This is a genomic window from Streptomyces sp. NPDC018019 (assembly GCF_044327805.1).
In the GTDB taxonomy this organism is placed as follows: Bacteria; Actinomycetota; Actinomycetes; order Streptomycetales; family Streptomycetaceae; genus Streptomyces.
In genome coordinates this window covers 1-16849 of sequence record NZ_JBIRGD010000028.1, presented here as the reverse complement: position 1 = coordinate 16849, position 16849 = coordinate 1, and the positions used below count along the sequence as shown (strand labels likewise).

Genomic DNA, 16849 nt, shown 5'->3' with positions numbered 1-16849 from the left:
GCTCGGCCGGACGTGGCGTCGCCCTGAACTCGGAGGAAGTGACATGAAGGCCCATTACCGCACTGCCGTTGTGCAAACATCTCGTGAACCGCTGGACATCGCCGTGGGGGTCGCCGCTTCCGGCCTTTTCGAGACGACCATGGTCCACGAAACCGCGGGCGAGTGGTCCATAGCCGGCGGAGTCGCCGCCGAGGTGATGGTCGATGCCGCAAGCATTCGGTGTACGAGAGACGGTGTCACTACCGTGGAACCCTGGTCCGGTGACCCGCTGGCCGCGGTCAAGAAATTCCTGGCCGACCTCCCGATCCATGATTGGGCGGCGTACGGCTGGTGTGCGTTCGAGCTCTCCCACGCCATCGCCGGAATGGCGTTACAAGAGGGAACGCTTCTGCACCTCGTGATCCCGGAGACAGAGCTTCGACTGGTCGGCTCCCGGGTCTACCTACGCAGCCTCGAAAGTGAGGCGCTGACCGCTGCCGAGAACACGGTGGTCCGAATCGCGACGAAATCCATGCCGACCGATTTGCCGACCGTTCCGGCCGACCTGGAAATCGGCGCGGGTGAATATCGCCGGAGAGTCACGTCGCTCGTCGAGGACATCCGTGCGGGCAAGCTGCAGAAGGCCATCCTTTCCCGGGAGATTCCCGTCGCGGCCGAGATCGACTTCCCGGCCAGCTACCGCAAGGGACGCCTGGAGAACACTCCCGCCCGGTCCTTCCTCCTCGACATGGGCGGGCTGCGCTGCTTCGGATTCAGCCCGGAGACCGTCGTGGAGGTATCCGCCGACGGCCGCGTGTCAAGTCAGCCGCTCGCCGGCACGCGTGCTCTGACCGGGGATCCGCAGCTGGACCAGAAGCTCCGTGACGACCTTCTCGCGGACGCCAAGGAGCTGCACGAGCATGCCATCTCGGTGAAGGTCGCGGTCGACGAACTGATCGGGCCGTGCGAGCCGGAGTCGGTCGTCGTCCAAGAGTACATGTCGATCAAGGAGCGTGGTTCGGTCCAGCACCTGGCCTCACGTGTGGTGGGGCAGTTGCCCGAGGGCGCGAGTCCCTGGGACGCCTTCGCCGCCGTCTTCCCGGCCGTCACGGCGTCCGGAGTGCCGAAGCGGGCCGCCTACGAGGCCATCAGCCGGTACGAGCGGAACCGGCGCGGACCCTACGCGGGTGCCGTGCTGAAGCTCGGCGAGGACGGTGCGATGGACGCCGCTCTGGTGCTGCGCAGCGTCTACGCGCAGGGCGGCCGGACCTGGTTGCGGGCCGGCGCCGGCATCGTCGAGTGGTCCACGCCGGACCGTGAACTCGAGGAGACACGGGAGAAGTTGCGGTGTGTCACCGCGTCGTTGGTGGCGTGCGCCGACCGTGCCAGCACCACGGTCCCCGGTACGGACACCGTCCGTACCGGGGCAGGCGACTGATCGAGACACATCTCTGCTGGCGAGGAACGGACCGATCCTGGAGGCAACGGCACGATGCTGACGGTGGGGGAATGTCTCTCTGTTCAATTACTGGGTCCGGTGCGTGCCTGGAGAGGCGGCACGGAGGTCGTCCTGGGGCCGCCGAAGCAGCGTGCCGTCCTCGCGCTGCTGTCCGACCGGGCCGGTGAAGTGGTGAGTATCGAGCACATCATCGACGCGGTCTGGGGAAGCGATGTCCCTCAGACCGCCGCCAACGGTGTGCACACCTATGTGGCCGGCCTGCGCCGGGTGCTGGATCCCGGCCGCAGCAGGCGGGGCAGTGGCTCCGTCCTCGCTTCAGCGGCGGGTGGCTATTGCTTGCGCGTCAGCCCCGACGCGGTGGACCTCACCCGGTTCACCCACTGCCACGCACAGGCCCGCCGGGTCAGCGCGGACGGCGATGTCAAAGGGGCCCTGAAGCTGTACCAGGAGGGCCTGTCGCTGTGGCACGGCGAGGCGTACGGGGGCATCCCGGGCCCGCACGCGGCCATGGAACGCACCCGGCTGCAGGACCTCCGGATGACGGTCGTCGAAGAATGGGCGTCGGACATGCTGCGGGCGGGACGGCATGGCGAGGTCGTGGCCGACCTGACCGCCGCGGTCGCCGAGGAGCCGCTGAGGGAGAAGCTGCGCTGGCTGCTGATGATCGCCCTGTACCGCTGCGACAGGCAGGCCCACGCGCTGGCCGTGTACACGGAGACGCAGCGGCTGCTCAGCCGGGAACTGGGCATCGAGCCGGGCGCGGAGCTGGCCAACCTGCACCAGGACATCCTGGCCGGACGCGAGGTAAATGCCTGCCGGGACGAATCCCGGGCCCCGGCCACCGACCTCATGGGCGGCGCGCCGCCCGACCGGCCTCGCCCCGCCCAACTGCCAGCGGTGACTCGGGGATTTGTCGGCCGTGGCGCGGAACTGAGCGAGGTTGAAACGTTGTTGTCCGAGGACGCGTCGCGCTCCGGTGCTGCCGCGACCGTGGCCGTCGTGGACGGCCTGGCGGGCGTGGGCAAGACGGAGTTCGCCCTGCAGCTGGCCCACCGGCTCACCGACCGCTTCCCGGACGGCCAGCTGTTTGTCGATCTCGGCGGCACGGGACTGCGGGGCAAGCCGCTCACGGCGTCGGAGGCGCTCGCCCAACTGCTGCGCAGCCTGGGCGTCGCCGCCGCGTGGATGCCCGGCGACCTGGCCGGGCGGGTCTGCCTCTACCGCAGTCTGCTGCACGGACGGCGGATGCTGGTGGTGCTCGACGACGCGCTCAGCGCCGAACAGGTCCGCTCCCTGATCCCCGGCGGGCCGTCGTCCGTGCTCGCCACCAGCCGGCACCGGCTCACCGGACTCGCGATCCGGGACGGCGCCTACCTGATCAAGCTCGGGCCGCTGTCCGAGCACGAGTCGGTGGAGCTGCTCACCTATCTCGGTGGGGACCGGCTCCGGCACGAGAAGGGGGTCACGATGCAACTTGCGCGCATCTGTGAGGGGCTCCCGCTGGCCCTGCGCGGCGCAGTGGAAGGGCTGATCGCGGCACGTGACGTTCCGCCGGCCACAGCAGTCAGGCGCTACGCCGACCGGCGTCGGCTGCTGGACCACCTCACCGTGGAGGGCGACGCGGCCGCGAACCTGCGCACGGTGTTCGAGGCGTCTTACCGGGCGCTGCCTGCGGAGGCGGCCCGCATGTTCCGCTACCTGGGCCTGTATCCCACGGGCCCGATCACCGTGCAGCAGGCCGCGACCCTCGTCGGCACGAGCCCGGCGACCGCCCGACGCCTGCTTGACGTACTCACCGACCGGCATCTGCTGGAGCGGACCTCCCAGCACTGCTACCGGTTCCACGGCCTGATCGGGCTCTACGCCGCAGAGTGCGCCGAATACGAGCCCAAGGAGCACCAGGACCTGGCGCGTCTCCGGCTGCGCGGCTGGGAGGAGGACGTCGACTCGCGCCGCGTGGGGGCACTGGAGGAAAACAAGAGGCCCCAGGCGGCGATGGTCTGACCGACTGATCGTGAAGAGGCTGGCGCCCCCCGGACCCGCCCCTTCCCGCCGTCGCGTGGATCGTGGCTGCCGCACCGCGCCGGATGGCCCTGCCATCCGGCGCGGTGCGGCAGCCAGCCCTCGTCAGGCCGGTCCGGCCAGTTTGAAGCCGCCGTCCGCCGAACGGCGAATCCACACTCCAGAGCGCAGCAGCGTGCTCTCCTCCCACGTCGGCGTCGCGCGGCCGGGGCGGCGGACGGCGTCGAAGGGAAGCGCGTCACCGGCGGCGCAGAGCTCACCCGCTGCTCCCGCCTCCTGGGCGCGGCCCAGGTGGTCCAGCACGCGCGCCCGGATACGCGGCACCACGGTGCCTAGGTGTATTGATCACGAGCGTTGTTAACACCGATGGGGCTTGATCATGGCGAAGACCTCCGGTGTGGTGGAGCTGTCTAGGACTGCACCGCACGGAGGTCTTCGTGTCCCACCGTAATGCCCGGCTGACCGTTCACGGCAGGCGGCTGCTTGTCGAGCGTGTCCGCACCGGCCGCCCGGTCGCACACGTCGCAGCCGAGATGGGCATCTCCCGCGTCATGGCCCACAAATGGGTGCTGGCGGACGGAAGGCGAACAAGGGCTCCATGATCGCCCCAGCCGCCCGCTGACGACACCACACCGCACACCGGCGACGACCGAGGCCCAGGTGTGCCGCCTGCGCCAGGACCGAAAACTCGGACCCGCCCGCATCGGCCCGATCCTGGGACTGCCCGCCTCGACCACCCACCGGGTCCTGGTCCGCCACGGCCTGAACCGCCTGGCCTTCCTGGACCGGCCCACCGGACAGCTCATCCGCCGCTACGAACGACAGCGCCCCGGCGAACTCCTCCACGTCAACGTCAAGAAACTCGGCCGGATCCCCGACGGCGGCGGCCACAAGGTGCTCGGCCGCCAGGCGGGCCGGGCCACGTGCAGCGGCATGGGCTTCGACTACATCCACTCCGCCGTCGACGACCACACCCGCCTCGCCTACAGCGAGATCCACAGCGATGAGAAGGCCGCCACCCGCGCAGCCTTCCTCCGCCGGGCCGCAGCCTTCTTCACCGCACACGGCATCGACCGCATCGAACGGGTCCTGACCGACAACGCCTGGCCCTACCGCAAGAGCTTCGCCTGGCAGCAGGCCCTGGCCGACCTCGGCGCGGCTTGCAAGCTCACCCGCGCCTACCGACCGCAGACCAACGGCAAGGTCGAACGCTTCAACCGCACCCTGCTCGACGAATGGGCCTACCAGCGGCCCTACACCAGCAACGAGGAACGGACCGAAGCCCTGGCAGACTTCCTCCACGCCTACAACCACCACCGCTGCCACACCGCACTCGGCGGCCACCCACCGATCACCCGCGTCGACAACCCTGCAACTCAATATACCTAGGGCGTCCGGTGACTCGTCCTCGCCCATCGGCCCGACCTCTCGGGAGGTCCAGGGTAACGCGCCTTCGATGGGGGCGAAGTCGGCACGCAGCCCGGGTACCCGGCATTGCCGTGAAGTGCCTGACGGCCAGTGCGTCCGGCACCGGGCCACCGAGGAGCTGCACGAGTCGCGGCCGGATCGGGAGCGACTCGACGACGGCGTCGTACTCGTCCGGACTGAATACGGCGGCGCACAGCAGCCCGTCACGTGCCACCGGCGCCCCGGTGTCCGGCAGCGCGCACAGTGAGCCCTCGCAGGTGAACGCCCACCACATGGCGGACAGCGCGCGCGGGCCGGCTGGAGGGCCGGCCACGAAGACTCGGTGCGGCGCGGGGCCCGCCGCCCGGATCCGCTGAGCGGTGGCGAGCCTCCAGGCGTGGTGGTCGGTCAGGTAGCCGGTGGATCCGTCACGCTGGCTGCCGGAGATCATCAAATAGGCGGCTTCCCTCGGGTGGGACAGGGTGAGTGCGGGCTCCCGTCGGTGAGCGGCGATGCGCCGCACGGTCCTATGGTCATCGAGTGGCAGCACCGTGTACCGCTGCGGCCATGCGCCTCGGGTGGAACGACTGCACAGGACAGTTGAGGCACCGCTGACCGCGGCGATTGTACTCAGTTCCGATCGGCTGCGGCCGTGCGCGGCCAGCACGCATACCCCTCCCGCTTTCAGGACGGCCAGCTGCGCCACCAGCGCCTGCTGGTGGTCGTCGCAGTGGATGATCACGGGGTCTCCGAGCTGGACTCCGCCGTGGATCAGCACCGACGCCAGCCGCGTGGCCTGTAGTTCAGCCTCGGCGACACTCAGTTCGCCGTGGGCGTCGTGAACGGCGACCGCGTCGGGGCGGCGTTCGGCCGCCCGGGCGAACAGGGCGTCCAGGGTGCCCTCCGATGACGAGAGCGGCCCTCCGGCCGTCGTGGTACGCGTGCCGGGGCTCGCGACACGCGTCATGGCGAGGGTGGGTGCGGGGCGAGGTGTCCGTACGGCGTGCACGCGGCTTGGCGTCATGGCGCGTTCAGTGGTCACGGTGCTTCATCCCGGTCGGGATGGAACCAGCCTGGTAGCCCCGTCTGGGGAAGTTCTTGATGAACGTCCCGCCTCCTCTGACGGCGCACTCCCCGCAACAGTGGCGCTGGGAACGCAGATGGATGCCTACGCCCACGCTTCGGTGGGCCACAGTGTGGGCACCGAATCGCGCGTGCAGCCACCGAACGGTCGGCGATTGCGTGCAACGTGTGCGTCATATGGCGCTGAGCCCCCGGAGCCCACCTTCGGCGTACCAGACGAAACTCTCTGGCCTCGCAATGCTGCGGCTCGCTGGCTCCATCCTCGGGCTGTCCGCTTCTCTATGTTTGGATCACTGGCGTCATCACGGTGCGCTGCCCCGCGCGCGTCTGCGAGCTTGCGGGGTACGGCATTACCGAGTCGTTACGGCGTTTACCAGGGCTGTGGGAAACGATCTCCATCAGCGCGGGAAAGGATCTTTGCCGACCCCTAGATAGCCACTGATCAGCGGATTCCGTCGGTTCCCCGAACCGGGCAGGCGGCTCTGGCGCCAGGTGACGCAGCGAGGGGCGGGCAGCGGTGGTCGATGGATCACGCCTCATGCTTCCTGCGGCACGAGTAGTGCTCGGGCAGCCCTTCGGGTCCTGGAAGGCTGGCAGGCTGACCGCAGCCGAAGCGGCAGAGCGGGATCGCTTGACCCGATGCGTCGACCGGAACCCTGGCGGCCTCGGTTTCCAGGGGGCGGGATTCAAGGACGATCGCGCGGCTGCCGCGTCCCTGCTTCGGTTCAGCCCGCACCTCCGATGCCGGACGGTCCTCGGTGCACCTGTCCCGCCGGGCCCCCTGCCGTACGGGTGGCCGGCGCTCCTTGTCGTCCAGGGCGGGCCCGTTCGCCTCCAGGTACTGCTGCCACTGCTGTGCGGGGAGCCAACCGTGGTGGCCGCCCCGCTGGAACGGGATCCGCTCACCGGCCGCAGCTTCCACGATGAACTGGGTGAGGGTCAGGCCGCCTTCCCCTGTGAAGGTGCTCGACTGATGGGCAGGCACGAGGACGCGGTGCCAGCCTCCGCAGTACCCAGTGTCGGTGGGGTTCTCCGGGTCGTACGGCTTCTCCGGGCACCGGGTGAGGGCGCCGTTTGGGCTGCACTGGCCCTCCTCCAGGACGAAGTTGCCGTCCTGGACCGCGATGGGGTTCTTCTGTACGCGGATGACGGAGGCCGGCAGGTTGGGCGTGCGGACGTAGGGGACGGTGCCGATACCTGCGTGGTCGGGGTCGGCGAAGTCCCAGACCGACTGAATACCGCCACGGCGCCGGAACCCCTCCCGTGCACGCATCCCGCGGGCTGTCTGGGCGCTCAGCTGAGGCTCGTAGCCCAGGACGATGCCGTCGGCGCCGTTGATGCGCACATCGAGGCGCGCGTGCCCGTCTGCGCTCTGCGACTCGATGTCGGCGTGGAAGCCGTGATCTTCGGAGTCCTTCGCGACGCGTTCCTTGCGGGCGAGGTGCTCGTCGGACTCATGGCTGATGGGCTTCTCCCCGGGTTTCCGGTAGTGGGAGGCAAGCCATATGCCGTCACGCTGGACGAGGTACATGGGGACGCGCCGGCCGCGGAGATCCCGGCAGTCGGGGCAGATGAGCCCGCGCTTTTCGACGGGTACACGTCCGCGCATGCGCAGGAGCACGTTCAGGAGGTCATGGCCTTGCGGAACGCCGAGGTCGGGGCGGTCCAGGTCGAGGTTGCGACCGGCCGGCTCGTAGTAGACGGGATTACGGAACAGGTCTTCGTCGCTGTCGATCTGAAGGTCGTCGTCCATCGAAGCTCCCCACAGCCGCCACGAATAGGACTCACTAGGCTACGGGGAGCGTCTGACAATCGTCCGCGCCTGGCAGTCCACCGCACCTTCGACGAGGTTGCCTACCTGCTGTGGCACGGTGAACTCTCCGATGAGGCCCAGCTGCGCGACTTACAGGCTCGCGAACGCTCCTAGCGCCCTCTGGGCCGCACTACCTCCGAACTGCTGACCCGGCTGCCAGGACCCTGCCACTCGATGGACGCACTGCTCACCGCCGTCAGCTTCTCCGGCGCCGGCGCCGAGGGCCCACACCGAGGACGACGGCAGCCAAGACGCCAACCGAGCTGAATTCATTACCCTCATGAGGAAGCCACCCACCGTTGTCGCCGCCGACCAGCGCCGCCGCCAGGGTACTCGCCCCATCCCGCCGAACCCGTAGCAGAGCGGAGTCTGGCTGGCTCCATTTCTCGGGGGAGGAGCGAGCCCCGGGAGACTCAATTCTGGCATTAGCTGATGTACTCCTCCATGAGCTTGGCCAGGTGCAGGAGCAGCGGCATGCGCGTCGCGGTGTCCGTATGGAGGTGGCACCTGCGCAGGTTATTCACGTACGCGGCCAGGTCGGGGGCGTGGTCGTGGGCTTGTTTGAAGGAGACATGGATCTCCAGGGATGTGGGGTTGGCTCCGTGACGGGTGGCGTTCTGTTCGTCTCCCGCGTACTTGGAGACGTTCTTGGGCAGCTGATGAGTATCTGGCCTTGGGTTGATCGCCAGGAAGGTGTAGTCGTTCCACGGGACGACGCCGGAGTACCTACCCCACTCCTCATATGGCAGCTCGTCCCCACTGCATGTCGGCGTTGCGTCTTTCTCTTCGCCGATGACCACGTCGGGTGAGTTGTCGGCGGCGGGACTGTCGTCCTCGTCGTCGAGGTTGGCGCCGAATGCCAGAGGGATCTCGTAGGGCTCCTCGTTGACGCGAATAATGCGCAGCCCCGGCAGATCCTCTGGGCGACGCCCTTCGGCGCGGTGGGGATGGGCGCAGTCTTCGCCAGGAAGCCGGAGCACATCCGGCGTGATGTGAGGGTTCTGTAGCCAGGACCACACCTCCCTGTGGCGCAGGGTCTGCGCTCGGGCGAGGAAGAGCCGTTCTGTGCGGGAGTCGATTGCGAGTGCCTAGCTGATGAAGTCATGCAACTGGGCCCTGTCACGTCGCCGCATTCGCCCGCGTCCGCTTGCCAGCGCTCGGGGTAGGTGTGTGATGGGGATAGGCGCTTCATGCGATTGGCCAGATGCTGTCACGAGTTGGGCTGTCGTGTTGCCGTCGGTGTCCATGCGCAGAATGAAGGGGACGATCCATGGGCCGGCCTGGGCGACGTGCACGGTGGCCAGTTCGAACCGTCCTTGACGCTGCGGGGCGCGGGCAGGCGGGGCAGATGTCCGAGTGAGCGCAGGAGGTCCTTTACCGAGGAAGCGGCACGCTGGACGTCCTCGCAGCGGACGTCACTGTCCTCGAAGGGCTTCAGCCCGGCTTTCTTGGCGTTGGGCCGGGGAGCCGCGGTGACCGGGTGCAAGCACTGTACGTGCCGGTTCAGTTCCGGGAGGGTGTCCTTGAGGAATCGCTTGGGATCGTCCTCTCCGGCCATGGCGAAGTTGACTGGCTTGTCGATCTCCACGAGGCAGCCGAGCATATGGTCGGCTTCGGGGAATGCCGTGCGCAGGGCTTCGGCCCGTCGTTTCCGTTCCAGCTTTCGGTGTGTCTTGCGGGCCTCTGGTGTCGCGTGCGGTGGTGGCTTGGGCAAACCGGCGACAAGGGTTCCGGGATTGCGTAGTGCCAGGGTGATCTTGGTGGGGCCGGCGTAGTCGTGAACGCCGGGTTCTGTGTCGCGTTCTCCGAGGTGTTCGTAGTTCAGCTGCTTGGTGAGGGCTAGGTGGACTGCTTGGTAGGTCTTTGGCGCGCAGTGCCAGAGTTCGAGGTGGTAGTGGGCGTCCTCACGTGCTGGGGTGAGCTGCGGGGCTCGGCGTTGGGGGGGCCTGTCCAGAGCAGGGAGCGGGTCGAAATTGAGCTTGGCGAGCGGTTCTTTCAGGTGCTCGAAGAGGGTGAGGTGGTCGATGGGCTGCAGGCCGCTTTCCGCTGGATGGCCGTGGGTGTTGAATTCCGGCTGGCCGTCAGGGAGGTCGGTCCTGGTGAGGTAGGTGTAGCCGGTGGCGTGCAGCAGCAGCGCGGTGGGCTCGGTGCCTTCACCGGCGACGCAATCGATGCCGGCGGTGCGGCGGGGGGCGGTTCGGACCTCTTCGGGGTCGGGGTAGTGGTTGCTGGAGGGGAGCGAGGGCAGGATGCGCGCGATGCCAGGCTGCCACTGCCATCGCATGTCCTGTTTCTTGCCGCTGACTGTGACCGGCGCGCGCAGCAGCATGGGGCGCTCGATGTCACGCAGTGCGCCTTTGGCCAGGTATAGCAAAATGGTCGCCGTAGCCAGACTGTCGCCGCGGCGTGGAATGTAGGCAGGCTGAGTGCCGCCGAAGCGGGCGATGTGGGGAACGGCTCGGAGGATGAGCCGGCCGTCGTGGGGCATGGACACCACGCGTAGGGCCGTTCGGTGGGCCCAAAGGCCGTAGGCCCCGTCACCGTTGAGCTCTCGGGGAGGCCAGCTGAAGATGCTGCGCTCACCGCGGTCGGTCAGTGGGCCGACAACCGAGAATCCCTTCGCGGTGTCTCCAGGCATGGGGAGCTTGTCGTCCACCCAGCGTCCGGCGATGTAGGTGGCCAGCAGGGAGAATGTGCTGGTGTGCGGGGTTGTTGTCCCGTTTGCGGCACTTCCGTGGGCCAGAAGGTCGACCTCGGCCTGTGCCCATTCCAGTGGTAGGGCGCGCTTGACGAGAGTGGGCCAGTCGACGTCATCCTGGTGGGGTGCGACGTGTGCGGTGATCCAGAATTCGAGGGCGAGTTGCAGGGGGAGCTCGTTTTGAGGAACGCGCATGGCGTGGAGCCAAGGGCCTTCTCCCAGTCGGCCTTCGACCGCGAGGACGGCGGGCTCCACCTGTTCGATCAGTTCGCGCAGGGCGTAGGTGGGCAGATATGGCGAGCGCGCTTTCGGGTTGCTGCTCCAGGCACGTTCAAGCCGCGCCAGGAGCGACGGAGGGAAGTGCGCCGTATATACGGTGATGGGCAGTGTGGCTCCGCGGCGTGCCACGAAGCCGGGTGTGATGATGTGGTCGTAGCGAGGCGGCGGCTTTTTCCTGTCGGATTCCGTTGCTGCGCTGTCGGCTTCGGGCATGTTTGTTATCCCCAATCGATGGTGTCGAGGAGGTGCCCCAGGAGGCTCCATACGGCGGTATAGACCTGGTGGTTGAGACGCACGTGGGGGGCGGCTGTCGGCCCTGGGTCAGCGAGCATGCGGTGCGTCAGTTCTCGGCAAGCGATGAGCACACTGGTTCGCTCGGTATCGGGCGCTGTGTCGCGGGGGTCCGCCGCGCGAGGGGCGAAGGCCGCGTCGAGGAGGTAGACCTGGACGGGCACATTGCCACGAAGTCCTCGACCGGTTGTTTGGTAGAGGGAGCTCGACTGGTCTGCTACGAAGGCATGGCGGAGATAGTCGTCCTTCATCGCCCGGAAGTTGAGGGGGCGGCCCATCATGGTGCCCCAGGTGGTGCGGGCGCCGTACGCCAGTTTTCTCATCTCTGCCGCCGCGTCGGTGCCCAGGGCGTCGCACAGAACGGGATCGAGAAGCCGCTTCATGGCCTGGGCGTTGAGGACCGCGAGAGGGAAGGAGAGGTCGGTTGGCGGGGGGTGGAGGCGCGCCAGGTAGAAGATGGCCTGGATCGCGGCGACCCCGTGGACGTTGAGCATATTGTGGCCGCGGCCGGCAGACCCCTCGGCAGCGGCCATGACCTGAGCATCGGTCTTCGGGAAGGCGGAGATGCGGCGGTGGTTGAGGCCGTAGAGCCCGGGAGCTTGGCGGTCGGGTACGACGTGGACGGCACGAACGGCCGTCCGGGTGTTCATGTAGTGGGCGCTGGTAGCTGCGTCCTCGGTGCTCAGCGTCACGAAAAGAGCTCTTCGGCGCTCAGGACCGCACCCTTGGAGTACCTGGTCCAGGAGAGACAGGGACGCCCCGGGGTCGGGAGTGCAGACGGCGTCCGTCATCGCCCGCACGGCGGCCTGGCGTGCGCCGCGACCGCCGGCTCCTGAGATGTAGATGCCGCGTTCATGTCCCGGGCGCCGCCGCGGGCGGGTATAGAACCTGCTTTCCCGGATGGCAGCGGCACAGTCAGGAGGCTCGTGCAGAATCAGCGTGGGGAGAACGTCGATGTGGTAGCGAGCGGACAGCGGGTTGTGGCTGGTCGCCGAGGTCAGCAGGACGTGGGGGCCCTCGACTCCTTCGCAGGCGAGCATGTCGTGCAGGTGATAGAGCAGCCATCGTCCGACCCCGCGAAGCCACAGCAGGTCCAGAGAACCTTTGCCCTCCTTATGGCTGGGGGTCCACTGGAGGGCCATCATGTTGCCCATCGGTTGTTCGGGCACGACTGCGAGCAGTTCTGGCCTTGGCTGGTGGGCGAGCAGATTGTTCGTGTTCTCCATGGCCATCAGCGCGCGGAGCGACTCTTGCATGTGGGAGAGTTCGAAGACGGTGGTGGTGATGCGGGCACTCCAGCAGCCCGCGACGAGAACTCGCGCAAGCTCGGCCAAGCGATCGGCGGGGTCAGGCATGTTTTCGGGGACGTGGTGCGCGATCCAGTCCTGGGCTACTTCCTCGGCGCTCTCTTCGGTGTCGTAGCCAGAGGTCATCGTGTCGACCAGCGGCTTCAGATCGGTGGGAGGGGCACCGAAAGGATCTTCGACAAGCCGGGCGAAGTGAGTGTGGAAGTACTCTTCGGCGCGCTCCCACAGGTGGGATTGCTGTTGCTCTTCGACTCGGCTGGTGATGCCGTGCAAGGCCCGTGCGAGCTGCATGAGCAGGGTATGTCCGCCGAACGGCCCGTCAGCCGTCACCTCGTCCAAGAGGTCACCGCCCGCGTCTCGGCTGGCCTTGTGGCTTTCGGCGGATGGCTTCATGAGCAGGGGCAGCAGCCCGGCCAGGGCCTCGGCATGATAGATCGCGTACTGCTGGTATCGCCGTCCTTGCCGGTCCGCCACCGGCCGGTACCACGTGCGTGCCAGCCCCTCGTGCCAGGCCAGCGCGATGCGGCTGCTCCAGCCGTTGGGACTTGTCAGCGGTTCGTGGTGCATGAACGCCTTGTCGAACTGTGTCATCACCTGGTCGGCCTCGTCGGCCACAAGGAGATCGAGTTCGTGCTGGGCAGGAATAATCCACTGCGTCTTGTACGACGCAGGCTCCGCCCTGCTGGCGAGAAGGGCAGCCGGCGTCGTAACCCAAACCTGTGCCGTCGGGATGCGGCGTACAGCGGCCTGAGCTGGGCACACCGAAAGCAGCGGACAGTCGATAATCGGTGCTCGCTTGCCTGATGTGTCGATACGGAGCTTTTCCCGGCAGGGACGCTCATCCATGGAGAGTGGTGTGGCGAGGGGACCCGAAGGCTCCAGAAGGCTGTCCAGCAGGCAGATGTCGGTAGTGAAGACAGCGTCTTCGTCGTTGCCGTCCGGGAAAGGCGGCGCCTGGCCGTTGTCGGGTACGTAGAGACGGTCGTCCCAGTAGCGCGCCACATGGGCGGGACGGTTCCTGTGACCGATCAACGGAACGGCGTCGATGCCCAGAGCACGGAAGAACCGGACCTTCTCCAGAACGTTCCCGACAGAGGAGGCCAAGTACCCCACCCGGAGCCCACGGTCAGTACAGATCTTGACCAGAACGTCGTTGAAGGTCGTTTTCCCCGAGTTCATCAGGCCCACGACATGAGCAAGCCCGTCGATGGTGAAGACGCCGAGGCCGTCCGTCAGGCGGCCGGCTTCGCTGTCCGTACGCGAAAAGACCATCCTCTCCACGCGGCCGGTGAAGTCTTCCGTCCGGTATCGCTCGCTTGCACTGAGCCGCTGATCCATCTCCTTGGCCGCTTGACGGAAGTCGGCCTCCGTAAGTTGCGGGAAGGGACGCCTTATTCTGTGCGTCTTCGGCTCCAGGCGACGCTCGGGTGCAGACTCCTCCAGCCAATCAGGAATCCGGAACCGGGTGATGCTTCCATCCGCTCGTTTGAGCCGCACTCGCACCCCCGGGGACGCGGAATCACGGCCCGCCTCAACCTTGTAGGCCACGGGCGCCGACATCGCATCCCTATACGCCTGCTCCCGCTCCGGCAGCTTGGAACTTCCCCTGCGACGGAACACGCTGCCGTGGACCACACGCGTTCCGGCTCCCTCATCGAGCTCGAACAACCGCAAGTAGGCTGGCACCTTGCAGTAGTCGTTCAGACGAAGCCTCCATTGCCCGCCCCGCGCCGTAGGCCCCATACGGCGTCGCACGTTCCGCACGGCCGCCTCGGTGCCGACACTGGGCAGGGCGTACCCGTCAAGCAACTTGCGCATTAGCGTGGCCGGCTGGCCAAGCGCGTACTCAGACATGAAGAACAGCCCGAGTTCTACCCGGAAGAATTCACGCATCGACAAGAAGGGCTTGACGGTCTCAGCTACGCCTGACGACACGGCCGTTCGCTCTAGCGCTTCGAACCAGCTCTCGATATCCCGGCTCATCTGCGCCGCCGCCCGTCATGCGCTAGCGCAGCGGCGACGAACGCGTCCTCGCCCATAATCTCGACGCCCTGTGCACGGCCTTCCAGAGAAGTGGTGAGGTCATCCACGTAGTCGGGCTGTTCAAAACGATGCTGTGCGATGACGAGGACCCGCCGCTGCGACGCAGCACGAGGGTTCCAGCGAAAGGAACGCCCGAGAAGCGTCGCGCTGGCGTGATCCTTCACGTCGGCAGCCCACCATTCGCCGACTCCCATCTTCCCGGTGCCGTCGAAGTCGATGGCCACGTCCACCGCATCCATGCCCCACCAGGGACGCAGGCGTTGTCCGAATTCTGGTTCCAGGGCGGCAAACATCCGTTGCTCTGCCAGCCCTGGATCATGGAAGAAGCGCCGAACAGCCCTGTTCTGAACGAAGTATTCGGACATGAGTTCTACGGTTCGAGTGGTTAGGGCTCCCATGCAGCCCGGCGTGCCGCAGTCACGCTGACCGGGGACCGGGTTTTCGCAGCCGTCGCAGAAGCTGAGCGTAACGGCTCCGCTGGCTGGCTGGGCTCGGTAGCACTGACTGAACCAGCGCTTCACCCAGGGCTGTCCGTTGGCATCCTTGGCAGGGAAGGCTCGTAGCAGACCCAGAAGATCGATGTCGGACGCGACTGCGCGCGTTGTCAGAAAGCCTCGGAGCTGGACGTAGTTGTCTTGAACCGCCTGTTCGGTCTCCCCATTGCGATCGGCTGCGGCGATCATCAGCTCGTAGCACCGATTCTCGATCAACTCCGCTTCGGGGTCCTTGGACAACAGCAGTCGCGCTGCTTGTTCGGTAAAGGCCGACGGTCGACCGTTCTCGATCAAACGGAGCTCGAAATCGCTCGGAGCAACAGACAGTGCCAGGGGCCACTTCCCGAGCGGCATACAGCACCAGCGGAAGGCATCTGCATATGAGACTAGTTCGTGGCAGCCAGCCTCCAGTGCCCTCCACAGCAGACGCGTTACCCCGGCCTTCCACGCCGGGGGAAGCCCGTAGGGTCGCCAGAAGGCTGAGCGGTGCTCCACAGTGCCTTCTGCTGGTTGGCCTGAATTCCCGCCAGGCCCACTGCCAGCAGTTCGAGCGTCATGTAGTCGTCGCCCAGGTCAGGAGAGACCTGCTGCAGACGCGATAGTTGCACTGAGTTCCCGGGCAGCGTTGCATGGGCGGCCAACAGAACCCCTCGGTGATCACGAAGCGCCATTGAAACATAGCAGAGGGTATTCGATGGGTGGCACAGAAGTGGCTTGTTGTGGTAGTGGCGGGCGTATTAAGTTTCGCGGCTTCGTGTTCGCGCCATCGCCTGTGGTGGTCAGTAGGCTGAGGGGGGATGGCTGCAGTCGCTGCGTCGAGTACGGCGCCTGCGTGAGCCCATGGTTGGCCTACTCCCTTGGTCGCACCCACGCTGCCGGGGCGCTCGTGCCCCTGATGTCATGTGCCCAGGCTGATACTTCTGAATGCAGGCTGGCCTGGCGCGGGGCGGGGAGGGGTGGGCTGGCTGTAACGCTCGACGAAGTCCTCCTGCAGTACCGCTGCTCAGCTACTGCCCCGAGTCTGCGGTCAAGTGCTCGGAAGGCGCTCGATCCATCACTCCGTGCATGGCCCCTGGCTTGCGAAAACGCGGCCCGCCTAATACTCCAGCAGCGGTTCGTGTCCTGAGGTGCGTTTTCGGTAGTGGCAGCGGCGGGCGACGGCCTGGCGATGTCTTCTCCAGGCGGACCACTTCAGTGCGTGGGCGACAAGATTGCGGTCGGCTCGTGGGCGGGGCAGGAGAGCATCCAGGAGTCGCCGGATTTCTGCCACGGTAAGCGGGACGGGGGCCGATCCGTTTCGGCGGCCCCCTTTGCCTCGCCGCCGCCCCGGGCTTGTGCTGCGAGAGCGGCCAGGACGGCGTGGGCGAGCATGGCCAGGGTGATGTGCCGGTACCAGCCGATGTAGCGGCGGACCTCGTACTCGTCCAGGCCGCATTCGTTCTTCGCGGCCTGGAAGCATTCCTCGATCGCCCAGCGGGAGCCGGCGATGCGGACCAGCCCGGCGAGTTCAACACCCACGGGTGCGTAGGCCAGGTAATAGGCCACATCTTCGGGATCGGACAGGCTGCGGCGGGCCATCACCCAGCGATGATGGGTCGGTGGGTCGGGGTCGAAGACCAGGTTGGCGGGCAGCTTGGCCGCGGCCCAGTCGTAGACGCGCGGGCCTTTCGCGCCGTCGCCGCAGGACAGCCGCTGCCAGGCATCATCGAGAAGTTCACGGTGGGAGAGCCCGGATGAAGACCTCGAAGACATCCGGCCGCGCACCGGTCGGGCACACCAGCCGTCCCTCGCCCTGACTGCGACTGCTGCCCGGTATCTCCCCGAAGCGGCGGTGCTTCGTGCTGGCCTGGTGGGGGTTCGCCCTGACCTTCGGCGGAAGGCGCCCGCTGACCTGGCTCATCCACATCGACGTGGCCGGGATCGGCGACGTGCAGGCCGGCGGAGTGCACCTCCACCACTACGTGTGGGGAATCC

The 16849-nt window shown here is 67.1% G+C and carries 9 protein-coding genes and 3 pseudogenes; 4 read left to right on the top strand and 8 right to left on the bottom strand.

Annotated elements, in window-relative coordinates:
- Positions 1-43: 43 nt before the first annotated feature.
- Positions 44-1417 carry a salicylate synthase gene (locus tag ACH4FX_RS34230; RefSeq protein WP_398485341.1) on the top strand — a complete coding sequence of 458 codons (1374 nt, stop codon included), beginning with the start codon at positions 44-46 and terminating at the stop codon, positions 1415-1417.
- 99 nt (positions 1418-1516) lie between these two features.
- The gene (locus ACH4FX_RS34225) at positions 1517-3442 is read left to right on the top strand and encodes a BTAD domain-containing putative transcriptional regulator (RefSeq protein ID WP_398485340.1); all 1926 of its coding nucleotides are present in this window, start codon (positions 1517-1519) and stop codon (positions 3440-3442) included.
- A gap of 123 nt (positions 3443-3565) precedes the next feature.
- Here ACH4FX_RS34225 and ACH4FX_RS34220 read toward each other — a convergent pair whose 3' ends face one another.
- A complete protein-coding gene (locus ACH4FX_RS34220; protein ID WP_398485339.1) occupies positions 3566-3787 on the bottom strand; it encodes a hypothetical protein in 222 nt (73 codons plus the stop codon).
- 110 nt (positions 3788-3897) lie between these two features.
- Here ACH4FX_RS34220 and ACH4FX_RS34215 point away from each other — a divergent pair.
- Positions 3898-4849, top strand: a pseudogene (locus ACH4FX_RS34215) (IS481 family transposase).
- Here the strand turns inward: ACH4FX_RS34215 and ACH4FX_RS34210 are convergent.
- Both ACH4FX_RS34210 and ACH4FX_RS34205 read right to left on the bottom strand, forming a co-directional pair.
- The gene (locus ACH4FX_RS34210; protein WP_398485338.1) at positions 4812-5834 is read right to left on the bottom strand and encodes an AMP-binding protein; all 1023 of its coding nucleotides are present in this window, start codon (positions 5832-5834) and stop codon (positions 4812-4814) included. The pseudogene ACH4FX_RS34215 and the gene ACH4FX_RS34210 overlap by 38 nt on opposite strands.
- A gap of 645 nt (positions 5835-6479) precedes the next feature.
- Positions 6480-7703, bottom strand: coding sequence for a hypothetical protein (locus tag ACH4FX_RS34205; protein WP_398485412.1), 1224 nt, complete (start codon positions 7701-7703; stop codon positions 6480-6482).
- A 69-nt stretch (positions 7704-7772) separates the two neighbouring features.
- Here ACH4FX_RS34205 and ACH4FX_RS34200 point away from each other — a divergent pair.
- Positions 7773-8118: pseudogene (locus ACH4FX_RS34200) on the top strand (citrate/2-methylcitrate synthase); the annotation flags it as partial.
- Between the two features lie 70 nt (positions 8119-8188).
- On the opposite strand, the gene ACH4FX_RS34195 reads toward ACH4FX_RS34200, so the two are convergent.
- The 5 genes and pseudogenes from ACH4FX_RS34195 to ACH4FX_RS34175 form a co-directional block, all read right to left on the bottom strand.
- A complete protein-coding gene (locus tag ACH4FX_RS34195) occupies positions 8189-8842 on the bottom strand; it encodes an RNaseH domain-containing protein (RefSeq protein WP_398485410.1) in 654 nt (217 codons plus the stop codon).
- Between the two features lie 131 nt (positions 8843-8973).
- Positions 8974-10953, bottom strand: a complete 1980-nt coding sequence (locus ACH4FX_RS34190; protein ID WP_398485337.1) for a pPIWI_RE module domain-containing protein — start codon at positions 10951-10953, stop codon at positions 8974-8976.
- A gap of 5 nt (positions 10954-10958) precedes the next feature.
- Positions 10959-14321, bottom strand: coding sequence for a hypothetical protein (locus tag ACH4FX_RS34185; RefSeq protein WP_398485336.1), 3363 nt, complete (start codon positions 14319-14321; stop codon positions 10959-10961).
- Positions 14318-15370: a hypothetical protein gene (locus ACH4FX_RS34180; RefSeq protein ID WP_398485335.1), complete on the bottom strand. Its 1053-nt coding sequence runs from the start codon at positions 15368-15370 to the stop codon at positions 14318-14320. The genes ACH4FX_RS34185 and ACH4FX_RS34180 overlap by 4 nt, the downstream gene beginning before the upstream one ends.
- Before the next feature lie 696 nt (positions 15371-16066).
- Positions 16067-16573, bottom strand: a pseudogene (locus tag ACH4FX_RS34175) (IS701 family transposase); the annotation flags it as partial.
- Positions 16574-16849: the final 276 nt, after the last annotated feature.

What these genes read in the sequence shown, in the direction of transcription:
- ACH4FX_RS34205 (WP_398485412.1), bottom strand. Translation starts at nt 7,703, where the DNA reads ATGGACGACGACCTTCAGATCGACAGCGACGAAGACCTGTTCCGTAAT.
- ACH4FX_RS34230 (WP_398485341.1), top strand. Translation starts at nt 44, where the DNA reads ATGAAGGCCCATTACCGCACTGCCGTTGTGCAAACATCTCGTGAACCG.
- ACH4FX_RS34210 (WP_398485338.1), bottom strand. Translation starts at nt 5,834, where the DNA reads ATGACGCGTGTCGCGAGCCCCGGCACGCGTACCACGACGGCCGGAGGG.
- ACH4FX_RS34190 (WP_398485337.1), bottom strand. Translation starts at nt 10,953, where the DNA reads ATGCCCGAAGCCGACAGCGCAGCAACGGAATCCGACAGGAAAAAGCCG.
- ACH4FX_RS34185 (WP_398485336.1), bottom strand. Translation starts at nt 14,321, where the DNA reads ATGAGCCGGGATATCGAGAGCTGGTTCGAAGCGCTAGAGCGAACGGCC.